This is a genomic window from Gramella sp. AN32, assembly GCF_023718305.1.
Classification (GTDB): Bacteria; Bacteroidota; Bacteroidia; order Flavobacteriales; family Flavobacteriaceae; genus Christiangramia; species Christiangramia antarctica.
On the sequence record NZ_QEYO01000015.1, the window covers coordinates 23,488 to 36,100 of the forward strand.

Below are 12,613 nucleotides of genomic sequence, written 5' to 3' on the forward strand. Positions count from 1 at the left end.
CTAAAAATCGGCAGTTAAATTTTTGTCAACAACCTGCCCGGGAATTGCTTTTTCGCCAATGGGTTGTACATAACCTACACCCCTGTTTTCCTGAAGGGTAACTTTGCTAAGATACTTTCGTCTTTCGATTACGAGCAGCATTCTTCCTATCTTATGGTATAGTATATCCCGAGTGTTACATACCGCCCAACTTCAACAGTACGTTTTTATTCCAGTATATATCAATTATCCTCAAAAAATGACAAATCCCATTCGCTCTTCCACCTTATTACGGGTTTTCCGTTTTCCCATTCAATGGGTAACCAGATATAACGTCCATCTATATGATTATCAGGATTCCAGCGGTCGGCCATAAAGATAAAAGCATCTTCTTTTCCCTGTGCGGGAAGGATGAACGTGCTTTGTGAATAGAAGGTTTTATCAGCATCTTCTCCTTTAGCCGGATTACCTAAGGCCGTCCATTTACCCATAATTGAATCTGCTACAAATGACCTTGCGGGATTGGGATCCCAGCCTGTAAGTCCGGAAGTTATCATATAGTATTTTCCCTCTTTTTCAAAAATAGCAGGTGCCTCATTTTGACCTCCAACCTGAACGCGTTTCCATTTACCTGTAAAATTTAAATAATCATCGGTAAGCTCTGAAATGTGTAGCGTCTGATTTTCTTCCGAAGAATGAATATGATAGGCAGTTCCATCTTTGTCTACATAAACAGTCATATCTCTGGCCATTTGTCCTTCTTGAAAATCGCGACGCACAAACATTCCTTCATTAAGAGCCTTATGCCATTTTGGAGTCCACCATTCTTCAGGATCACCACCATCAAGGCTTTCTTTCCATTCTTCCTTATAATTCAATGGCCATTCTCCGGCATTGGGGCGGTAAGATCTTATATATTTAAATGGACTCGTAGGAGTATCACTTACAGCTAAACCGGTTCTTGCCGCGCTATAACCCTGTCCTTTCAATTCTAAGTGAAACCACATTATATATTTCTCGGTTTTTTCGTTGTAAATTACCTTGGGACGCTCCATAACGCTGCCTGTGGTAATTTCCGAATCATGATTCTTTTCAACGGCAAGTGCTACACCTTCCTTTTTCCAGTTATAAAGATCTGTTGAGGAGTAGACATTGATACCGACTTGTGCCGTGCTTCCTTTTCCTTTGTGTTCACCATACCAATAATACGTGCCTGTGCTGTCTTCATAATAAATGCCGCCTCCATGAGCATTAATATGTGCGCCCTCCATGTCCCTCCAAATTTCGCCTGGATGAAAAGCTGAATACTTCTTGTTTTCTTCTGTTTGTTTCTTCTCCTGCCCAGATGACAATTTACAGGAGGTAAAAAGAAGGGTAAAACAAATTAGAATATAGAGTATATTTTGTTTTTCCATTGCTGTATATCTTTAGTGTTCGTAAATCTTTAAGTACTGATATTGGTGAAAACAGGGTATAGCTCTCATCATATTTTCCACAGAATATTTTCTGAGGAAAACTTTATTTCCAAAACAAGGAACACAACTGTTTTCTGATCTTCAAAAATTTCATCATTAATTATTTTTTCTGAAAAACTCTTACATCAATCATATATTTTCCGGGAAATTCTGATTTTGAAGGATCTCCACCATTTCCGCCAATTGCCATATTCAGTAAGATATAGTGAGGCTGATGAAAAGGATTAAACCCATCAGGATTGGTAGTAGATGCTAAATCAATTTCATTCAACAATTCATCGTCCAGGTATATTCTGATGTAATCCTCCGTCCAGTCCATTTTCCATATATGAAATTTCTGCGACCACCTTGGATCTTTATCTATAAATTTTGAGAAGGGAATTTTTTCACTGTCCCATGAAACATGTTCCTCACTGCCTTTCCAGGCAGCGTTTGCCAGAATTGCCGATTCGTGATTCACCAGATAAAATTCCATAATATCAATCTCACCGTTAGATGGCCAGGGTTTATGAACACCAAGAGTCCAGATAGCCGGCCACATACCTCGGGAAGTATCAATCTTTGCTTTTACCTCCATCACCCCATATTTAAAGCTGTATTTTCCGTTGGTATTAATGCTGGAAGAAGTATATTCTGCATATTCACGATTTTTTCCCCAATCCGGACTATTGACCTTAAACCTGTCATTTTTAACCTGTTCCCTGCGTCCTTCAATTATGAGAAACCCGTCTTTAACAGAAGCATTATCTTGCTGATACCATTGTAGTTCTTCATTTCTCACAAAACCCTGTTCATATGACCAAAATTCAGGATCCGGATCGCCGGTGGTATTAAATTCATCAGCCCAAACCAATTTGTAGCCTTTAGGGATATTCATCTTTTCCTGAGAAAAACAAAATAGATTTAAGCCCAACACAGTCAACATTAAAATCTTACGCTTCATAAAGTATAATTTCATAGGTCTATTTTAGTTTTAATAAACTATCCCCGGGAACTATGAATCACCACAGGGATAGCTTAAATCACACATATAAAACCATTTTATTCGATCAGGGAAATTGTATAGGTATAACTATACTGGTCTTTCAGTAAAAGATATTGCTCATGAGGCATCGCACCCCAGCTGTTGTCACCTCCCAGTCCGCGTTGTTTTAGGTCTATGTGAAGGAATATTTTATCCTGTGGCTCCAGGTCGGTAGGGTGGCGTTGTGCCTTCCATTTGCCGGGATCCAACTGTTCAGTAGGGATATTAAGAGCGCTAAAACCCAGGGGCTGTGCGCCTTCAATTTTTATACCCTTGCCCTTTCCATCTAAAAGACTTAGCCATCGTGTATCGGTTTTATAACCTGATTCCTGTGGCCGGATATATGTCCAGGTAAACTGGTTGGCTACTTTATCTTTATATTTTCCTAAAAACGAGGCATTATTTCTGTCGCTATAGTTTTCCCAAGGACCTCTACCGTAATAACTTAAATTCTCATAATCTCCAGGAAGTATCATCCTCATTCCAAATCTGGGAATTTCCGGCAAGTCTTTTCCTTTTAAGTCTATACTTGCAGTAACTTCTATATTACCATTATTCCTGATTAAATAAGATACTTTGTAGGGAAAAGAAATCGTATCTGAAAGTTTATAATTTACCGTAATGGGCAGTCCTTTCTCAGTAGCTTTTCCTATTTCAACATGTTCTACCTCTGCCTCTTTAGTAGCATCTTTCCAGAAGATTAATTTTCTGGGCATTCCATTTCCAAAATCATTATCTGTGGGGGCACGCCAGAAATAAGGCTCCGGGAATTGTGAAATCAACTGTGATGAGGTTTCTTTAAAAGTATATTTCTGAAGTTTACCAGTCTCAAGATTGAATTCCCCGGAAATTTTATCAGTGTTAAAAGTGAGGAGCTTATTTTTCACAGAATGCTTTAATCTTTCAGAATTTGAAGCTTCGGAAGAAGTGAAATAGTTATTCTCTCCTAGTTTAAACTGGGCTCTCGCGATTTCATGGTGTTCAGGGACTAATGCTGACCTCTCTTTAGTGTAAGTATAGAGATTCAGAAAATATTCTTTGTTTACGTCCATTTTCGGAAGCTCTAAACGAATAGTTTTCCGTTCATCGGGCGCAAGGCTAATTTCGAAGTTTTCTTTTTCAACAATTTCACCATTCGCAATCAATTGCCATTCAAAATCGTAATTTTTTAGATCCGTAAAATTGAATTTATTAGTGACTGAAAGTGTCTGACTATCTGTAAGTTCAAATTTGATATTCTGATAGACTTTTTTCACCTCCTGTAAGGCGGGGTGAGGTTCCCTTGCCGCATCTACTAAGCCGTTTGCATTAAAATTCTGGTCATTTTGAAGTTCTTCTCCGCCAAGGTCACCCCCATAAGCCCAAAACATTTTACCATCCTTAGTATGAGTTTCTAAACCCTGATCAACCCAATCCCATATAAAACCTCCCTGCATTTTCGGACTACTATCGATAATATCCCAATATTCCTGAAAATTCCCGTTACTATTTCCCATGGCATGGGAATATTCACACAAAATGTAAGGCCGTTCCTGGGTATCATCTTCAGCATATTTTTTCATGCTTTGGATACCCGCGTACATAGGGGCGACGATATCTGTATTCCTGTTTTCCCCGGCTTGTTCAAATTGGACCATTCTGGTAGTGTCACGCTGTTTGATCCAATCATAGGCATCATAAAAAATCTGACCGTTCCCACTTTCGTTCCCTAGCGACCATATGATAATGGAAGGATGGTTTTTGTCCCTTTCTACCATTCTTTTTACTCTATCTAAATGTGCAGGAGCCCATTCGGGTAGGTAAGCCGGGTGTTTAGATTTGTCAAAACCTCCCTGCCATTCGGCGCCCATTGCATGGGTTTCAATATTGGCTTCATCTACCAGGTACATTCCATATTCATCTGCAAGTTCGTAAAGCTCAATACCATGTGGATAATGGCTCATTCTAATTGCATTGATATTATTCTGCTTCATCAGTTCAATATCCCTGATCATCATCACCCTGTCTGGAACGTGGCCTTTGGTACCGTGGTGTTCGTGCAGGTTTACTCCTTTTACGGTGATAGGTTCCCCGTTAACCATTAGCTGAGCGTCTTTGATTTCCACTTTTCTAAAACCTGTTTTTCCTGAAATTGTCCCAATATTTTTCCCTTTTTCATCTGAAAGCGTGATCTGGTAAGAATAAAGATTGGGAAATTCCCCGCTCCATTTTTCCGCTTTCTGGATGGTGGATGAAAATTCCACATTTTCATCAGCTGATAATTTCTTTTTTTCTTCTGAAAAAACCTTTTCACCTTCAGGGCTAAAAAGTTCAATTTTTACTGCAGGTTTTTTTATTTTACTGTCCTTAAATTTTCGAAGGTCTACGCTTAAGTTGAAGATTCCGTCTTCATATGTGTCATCCAGATTAGCGTTAACCCAGTAATCCCAAATGGTGGTTTTGGGCATGGCCTGTAGGTAAACATCCCTTTCAATTCCACTTAAACGCCAGAAATCCTGGTCTTCCAGATAACTCCCGTCATGCCACCTAAACACTTGTACAGCTAATAAATTCTCACCTTTTTCTAGATAGGGGGTAATGTTAAATTCCGCCGGGGTTTTGGAAGCTTTGGTCATCCCCACTTTTTTTCCATTCAAATAAACCTGCGCGTATCCCGAAATAGAACCAAAATGAAGGATGATTTCTTTTTCATTCCAATCTTGTGGTATGGTAAAACCAGTTCTATAGCTGCCTACAGGATTGTATTTCTCATCTATATAAGGTGGATTCTTAGGGAAAGGATAGGTAACGTTGGTGTAAATAGGAATATCAAAACCTTCGAGTTCCCAGTTTGAAGGTACTGTTATATTTTTCCAATTTTCATCGTTTAAACCTGCTTTATAAAAATCTTCAGGTCTTTGCCCGGGAGTTTTAACAATGTTGAATTTCCAGGTGCCGTTCAAACTTTGGTAATATTCTGATTCGGTTTTACTGGCTTTTTTAGCGGTAAGTTCATTTTTGTACAATACAAACTGGGCACGGGCCCCTTCTTTATTCTGGTCTAATTTTTCCGGGTTTTCCCACTCGTTTTGCTTTTCCTGAGCCGTTCCCATTACAGTGATCAGGATACTAAATACCATTAAGACGGTCTTTTTCATTTTCAATTGTTTCGCTGAATATTCCTTACTTCTCTACTTTTTACTAAACTTGATATTTTCAAAATTCTACCATTTGCCTAAAAAGACGAATCAGAAAAAAAGTAAGCATACGCGGTTTTTAATTTTTATTTTTTAATAATTCGAAAGGTCTCCACCGGATCAGAATTTACTCTAATCACGTAAGTGCCAGATGGTTCATTTTCAATATTTACGGATACTTTTCCCTCTTCAATTTCATAAAGTTTTTTCGAAATAAGTGTTGAGTTCATATTATAAATTTCCAATATTACCTGATCAGATTCCGTAGGAATGGAGATTTCAAACAAGCCTTTAGAAGGATTGGGTGAAGCTATAACAGTGTCCAGCAATATTATCTTTCTTGAAAGTATCCCTTCACAATCCTTGGAAGATTTTATTTCTAAAAGATCATTTGCTTTTACTGAAACATCGAATCCTGTTTGGCTGGTTTGAAATTGTAAGATGCCATTGATTACAACATTGTAAGGAGCGGTTCCTGAGGTTACTTCCACATGCGTCCGGTTAAAAACTGCAGAAATCATACCGGTTAAATCTTCACTTTCAGGAACTTCTACAAAATAACACTGTTCTGTATTCGCTTCTGCAACCCAAATACAGATATCATAATTTAATTCTGTTAAATCAGATAATATTAGGGTATTATCTGTGAATGTATAGGGCGTTCCATTTACGGTAGCGCTGTAGGTCAAGTCAGCCTGACCAACAATTGATATTTCCCCATTGTTTTTTCCGGGACAGGTTTCCCCCGTTACTTCAATAGAAAAGTTGTTACCAGATAGGTTAATTTGTGCAAGTTCTGCTACTTTATCTGCCTCTAATGCGTGATTATATATTTTAAAATCGTCTATAGTCGCATCTAAATTAGGATCTGGCCATTGAGATTTCCCTAGGTAATTCTGGGTTGTTTTCCCCAGCATAGATGGGTTAATTGTCATTGCTTCATTCCTTCCGGCCTCTACACCATTTATATAAATAATACCTGTTGAACCTTCTAATGTAACGGCAACATGCACCCATTTGCCTAATTCCGGACTAAGGTTAGTAGTAACAAACTCTTCATTCCCTGCATGTTTAAAAACAAAAAAGTACTTTCCGTCGCTCCCATTTTGAGGAGTTAAAAACATATAAGTATCGGTGCCAGAACCAAAATCAAATATCCGCACCCAGTTTTGAGAGGATTCCAGCTTTACCCATGATGAAATCGTAAAATCGCTAAGGTTTTCCATCATCCCTTCTTCAATTTCCATATATGATTCAGCAGAACCATCTAGGTAAATGCCGCTGTCCTGGCTTCCCGGTTTCCATTGAACAGAAGAATTTAGCGTTCCCTTATAATTTCCCCATTGATCGTGCGGGTTGGAACCTTCATTTTCGTTGAAATCATAATATAAATGCTGACCCGCCTTTGGTTTAGCAAGCTTTATAGAAGATCCTTCACTTTCACCTTCTGCATTGAAAGCCGTTATTTTGTAAAAATAGGTTGTTCCGTTTTCTACATCGGAATCTGTATATTCATTGGTATCTACCGTTGCAATAGTTTCAAATGAACCATCTGCTGAAGTAGAACGTTTTACGTAAAACGCTGCATCATATATAAAATCCCACTTCAATTTTACTTGGGCATCACCCGAACTGATTAAGATATTAGAAACAACATCTGGGGTTTCTATGGAATTAGTCTTCACGGAAACTGGAGAGGATTCCTCACTCTCACCTCCGGAATTTAATGCTGAAACTTTATAATAATAGGTGGTGTTTACATTTAGACCGGTATCCTGGTAATTTGTTTCAGTTACATAGGACGCGATGATTTCGTAAGTGCCATCTTCGGTATTAGATCTTTTTAAATTATAACTTTCAGCATTTTCTGCTTTAGTCCAACTCAAATTAATTATTGAACTAGAAACAGCTTCACCTGTTAAATCAGCCGGTGCTGCCGGAGTTTCACTTTGTTTAAAACTCAGTATTTCAGAATAAACCGATTCTGCGCCATCTTTGCCTATAACTTTTATTCGATAATCTACAGAACTTTGTACCACATCATCAACTCTCAGAACAGTATAATCTGAAGATTCATAAAAAACGGAAAATTCGGTTTCGCCTTCGAGTTTTCTCTCGACGATATATGTATTTACCAAATCATTATTTATTCCTTCCCATTTAATAGTAATATTCTGATAATCTTCAGATAAATCATAAGATAAAGAATCTTTAAGAGGTGTCCAGGTTGGAATATATTCCACAGACGGTTCATATGCTTTTCTCGAATCAAGGCTCGCATAATATTCCCCAGCCGGAGTAAGTGCCTTATAACCACCGTCCCAACTTGAAATTACAGGTGCTGTTTTTAACCATTCATAATTTTCCCAATCTGGATTTCTTGATTTAAAGTCATCATCAATTGTAGCAATCACCGCTCTGGCATCCTGAACCCAATTGTAAATAGAATAGCGTTCCACAAATTCTTTACTTTCCAGTACCTCTAATACGGCTATGAGGTCGTTTTTATGTTTCGTAGCATTTGCATCAGTGATCATTTCAGGATCGTCCGGGAAACTATTTTCTGTCCAGTTGGCGCCTATATTCCATTCTGTAATCCATATGGGGCGTTTATATTGGTTGTATAGATAATCAAGATCGTTTGACCATTGTTCTGCTGATTTATTCCAATAAGCATGAATTGGTATGAAATCAATACGATAATTCCGGGCTTCTGCAATGGTCATAAAATCGGTAAGCCATCCATTAAAAGGATCGGAAGTTGCCGGAGAGCCCAATCTTAAACCAACTTGCATAAAATTCGGCCATCTTTCTATAGCAGTTTCAACGCTAATATTTGCCTGATCTGATCTATCTGGTTCATTATACCCCAGAACATGGGTAGCACCCGTGTTGGAAAGGATATCTCCCCATCCCGGCCAGTCCAAATTTTGTTTTATAGGCACATATTCCAATGCAGGTTTTGTGTTCCCATTGGCAGACCAGTCGTAATACCAGGTACTATTAGTGGCATTTAAATCTATCTCATCCCATCCGGCCCAGCCTTTTTTAGTAATATAGTCGTGTAGGGTCATTACTCTTATAAAGGAGACTGTTCCATTTAAATAGGGTGGGAGAGCAGTCACTTCCAAATTTGCATCATCAGCTCTATAAACCCGACTGTAGCCAGTACCATCAGGATTGGAAGCAAAGGTTACCATATAGCCTTTATCCAGTTTAAAAGATTTAATATTATTATCAAATTCCTCTAAATCTGAATAAGGAGTAAAGATTTCGTATTGCTTTGAACTACCTCCATAATTTTCTTGAGGAAATACCTCTAAAGGTGATTGAGCGGAGACCTGAAAAGAAATAAGGCCACAAAAAATTATAAGAAATGCGTAGTTTTTCATCATATTCATATTAATAGTAAGTTTTTATTCAAAATATCTTTATGTATAAGATATTTTAAGACCTGTTGATTTATTGGTTTGAATCATTTACCTTTATTCAACAGTAAATTTCCACACTTGGCCAACGGTTGCCCCTCCCTGATCATCCCTAACAACTACCTTCCAAAAATAATCTCCGTGAGTTACCTCATCTACGGTTACTGAATTTGAAGTTATTGCTGTTGCGATTATTTCGGTTGGTGGGTTTGACTGGCCAAAATAAACATCGTATTCCAAAACATTATTTTCATCTGCATCGGTAGCAGTCCAACTTAATTCAATTGAGCCACCTGACTGCACGGAATTCAATTCTGGTGAAACTAGGTCTGGAGCAAACGGCAAATAGTTCACTATCCCATCCCCTTCAGTATAAAAATTAAAAACTTCAGAATAGTCACTTGATGCATCTTTGGTATCTGTAGCTTTTATTCTCCAGTAATACATTTCTCCTCTATCCACAGTTATACTTTTGTGAACATCTAAGGTGGAAGCAGATTGTAAGCCTTCAGAAAAATTATTATCTGTAGCAATTTCTACTTCATATCGAATAACATTTTCTTCCTCATCGTTTGAAGGTTCCCATTGAAAGTCAATAGTATTTTCGATACAAACTAAATCTTTGGAGGGATAAATTTGCACAGGAATACTAGGCGCTGTATTTTCAACTGGTTCAGGTGAATCTATACTATCATCCTCATTGCTGCAAGAAGCGAGGAATAAATTAAGACATAAAACTAACAGGTAAATATTTTTCATTTTAAAGGTGTTATAATTTCGTATTGTTTAATATCAATATTTACAAAAGACCTTATTCTGTTGATTCATAAAGGCATAGAACCGATTTGGAACTTTTTGCGAATTTTCAGGACATTGCACTTTATATTTCTAAGGCTAATAATGCACAGGCTATTGAGCCTGTGCATTTTAATAATTTTAGAATAGGCATATCTACTTTACTACTTTACAAATAGTTGAACATTGTCAAATTGTGTCCAACCATCACCTCCATCTGTAGATATGTTGTCGAACTCAATTCCCAGATTTGCTCCAACTGATGCTTCTGTTGCCATGGTGGTCAATTCAAAAGGTTCTTCTGAGCTAAGATCGAATGTTTGAGTTGCCAGGACATTTCTGGTTCCGTCCCCGTTGTCGTAGTATAACGTAACAATAAATTGTGAGCTATTCCAGGCATCCGATGCCTCCACATTAACTTTAAATTCTTCACCAGCAGCGATTATATGATCTGTAAGATTATATACAGAAGGATCACTACTCATTTTATAAGCCACCACGTTTCCATCTTCGGCCGGAGCTTCTACTCCCGAGTCAGCTGCCTGGGTATCGCTATTCCAGCCTGGTATATTCTCCCAGTTTGAATATTTAGCATCACCAGGAAGTGAGAAATCTCCATTCTCTACCGCAATAGATGCAAAAACGGCTACTGCTGCAGCCACTGTTGTGGTATAGGTAGCAGGGATAGAGCCATCTACTACTCCTATTGTTGTTAATGTAACAGAATATTCTCCGGCTTCGGCATAGGTGTGAACCGGATTTTCTTCTGTAGAGGTTTCGCCATCACCGAAATCCCATGTATAGGAAACCGCTCGTTCTGATGTATTAATGAATGTTATGGTTGTATTATCTACCTCATAGGTGAAATTTGCAGTGGGATTAGTTTGTTCGACGGTAATTGTTCGAGTGGCAACTTCAGTTGAAGTGCCCACTTCGCCTATTGCCTTTAATACTACACTATAATCACCTTCAGATGCATAAGTATGTGTAGGATTCACTTTTGTGGAAGTTTCCCCATCCCCGAAATCCCATTCCAGAGCAACCGCATAGCTGGTATTACTTGTAAAAGAAACGTCAAGTTCATTCATTTCAGCTGAAAAATCTGCTGTTGGGGTCATGGGTACATGTTCGTCATCACTACATCCCACCATAACTGTAATGAACAAGCAGAATACTATTTGCTTAAATTTATTTACTATTATATTTTTCATAATTATCAAGATTTTAATCTACTTTTTTAAAAGCCAAATCATTCCAGGTAAGATCGTAAGGTTGGTTTGATCCACTTTTAATGACTATATAAAATGTTTTAGGGGCATCAAATGAATAAAGACCGTCATCTGGGAATTCTCCACCCTTATTAGCATCCTTAAGATCATAAGTTCCTGCTTCTGTTGGACTTTCATTCCATGTACTATAGGACACCTGGTACGGAATACCGGGAGCAAAATCTTCGCCAGGTTGAGGTTGGTCTGTACTGAAAATAAGTTCAGACCAGGTTTCATCTATCACCGAGTTAACGGTTATTGTACCGCTAAGTTGGTAAGTACCGGCTTCTACCGTCACTTCCTGAAAAATATGAGAACCAGCCCATGCACCGGCGCCAGAGAAGTTTATGGAATTACCAGAAATATCTACGCTTACACCTGCAGTAGCTTCCTGAACTGTCCAGTCATTCATATTTATTACTCCTGAATCAAATGGTTCTGAACCTCCACCACCATAGAACTCCAATTCGGCAATATTTCCATATCCATCAGATGAAAAATAGTAGATATACCTGTAGCTTCCTGTACCTGTTAGAGGAACCTCAGTGAGCTCACCTGTTGCTGGAGCATTGGTAATGCTATACAAAACATCATAGTTGTTTAAGTAATCTGGATCATTTGAGCCTCGAATCTCACCACCTACCATGCGGTAGTCATAATCTTTTCTAGGGGCGTATTTTACCAGCGATACTACAGCTTCATTACCTGCCCCCAAATCATAACCTACATATCCTTCCGCGGTTGGACCATCAACAAATGTTTCAAAATTACCATCCAATGCAGCTGTTACATAAGTATTGGGATTATCGTTCCATGAACTTTCATGACCAATCACAGTACCCTGCAATTTGGATAAAACAGTGCCGGCAGAAACTTCTTTTGTTATGGATGCAGGGGTTGTTCCATCAAATCCTGTAACGGTTAAGGTGACCATGTATGAACCAGCGGCTGCATATTCATGAGTTGGATTTTGTTCGGTAGAGGCAGTGCCATCTCCAAAATCCCATGCAAAAGACCTTCCGTAGGTACTATTTGCAGTAAACTTTAATATAAGGGGATTATCTGTACTTGCGGAAGAAGTAAATTCTGCTGTGGGATCGTTTAGTGTAATTATAACGGCTTTCTCAACAACGGCCGGGGTAGAGCCTCGTTCCCCAAAAGCAGTTAGGGTTACAATATATTCACCAGTTTCAGCATAGGTGTGCGTGGGATGGGCTATTATTGCGCTTTCTCCATCACCAAAATCCCAACGAAGTGAATCCCTATCTGTGACATTGCTGGTAAATGCTACCAGGTAGGGATTTGTGTCACTTGTCGTCATGATAAATTCTGCCTTTGGATTCACCACGTTGGAAGTTAGTTCATCATCACCATTACAGGAATAAAGAAGGCTAAGTAGTATTGAAACTACTAGAAGATTTAGAAAATGATTTTTATAGTTTTTCATCTTATTTTATTTCCAATGATT

Annotated in this window: 8 protein-coding genes; all 8 read right to left on the reverse strand. The window is 38.5% G+C overall.

Annotated elements, in window-relative coordinates; translation table 11 throughout:
- Window positions 1-141 (reverse strand): hypothetical protein, encoded by a 141-nt coding sequence (locus DHD80_RS14755; protein WP_251742227.1) that lies wholly within the window; start codon window positions 139-141, stop codon window positions 1-3.
- Window positions 142-221: 80 nt separating this feature from the next.
- A complete protein-coding gene (locus DHD80_RS14760; RefSeq protein ID WP_251742228.1) occupies window positions 222-1,394 on the reverse strand; it encodes a glycoside hydrolase family 43 protein in 1,173 nt (390 codons plus the stop codon).
- 160 nt (window positions 1,395-1,554) lie between these two features.
- Window positions 1,555-2,397, reverse strand: coding sequence for a glycoside hydrolase family 16 protein (locus tag DHD80_RS14765; RefSeq protein WP_251742229.1), 843 nt, complete (start codon window positions 2,395-2,397; stop codon window positions 1,555-1,557).
- 98 nt (window positions 2,398-2,495) lie between these two features.
- A complete protein-coding gene (locus DHD80_RS14770; RefSeq protein ID WP_251742230.1) occupies window positions 2,496-5,615 on the reverse strand; it encodes a glycoside hydrolase family 2 TIM barrel-domain containing protein in 3,120 nt (1,039 codons plus the stop codon).
- A 125-nt stretch (window positions 5,616-5,740) separates the two neighbouring features.
- A complete protein-coding gene (locus tag DHD80_RS14775) occupies window positions 5,741-9,049 on the reverse strand; it encodes a glycosyl hydrolase (RefSeq protein ID WP_251742231.1) in 3,309 nt (1,102 codons plus the stop codon).
- A gap of 90 nt (window positions 9,050-9,139) precedes the next feature.
- Complete coding sequence (locus DHD80_RS14780) at window positions 9,140-9,841, reverse strand: hypothetical protein (protein ID WP_251742232.1); 702 nt, start codon at window positions 9,839-9,841, stop codon at window positions 9,140-9,142.
- Window positions 9,842-10,041: 200 nt separating this feature from the next.
- On the reverse strand, window positions 10,042-11,088 hold the full coding sequence (locus DHD80_RS14785) for a PKD domain-containing protein (RefSeq protein WP_251742233.1): 1,047 nt from the start codon (window positions 11,086-11,088) through the stop codon (window positions 10,042-10,044).
- A gap of 13 nt (window positions 11,089-11,101) precedes the next feature.
- The gene (locus DHD80_RS14790; RefSeq protein ID WP_251742234.1) at window positions 11,102-12,592 is read right to left on the reverse strand and encodes a PKD domain-containing protein; all 1,491 of its coding nucleotides are present in this window, start codon (window positions 12,590-12,592) and stop codon (window positions 11,102-11,104) included.
- Between the last annotated feature and the right edge of the window lie 21 nt (window positions 12,593-12,613).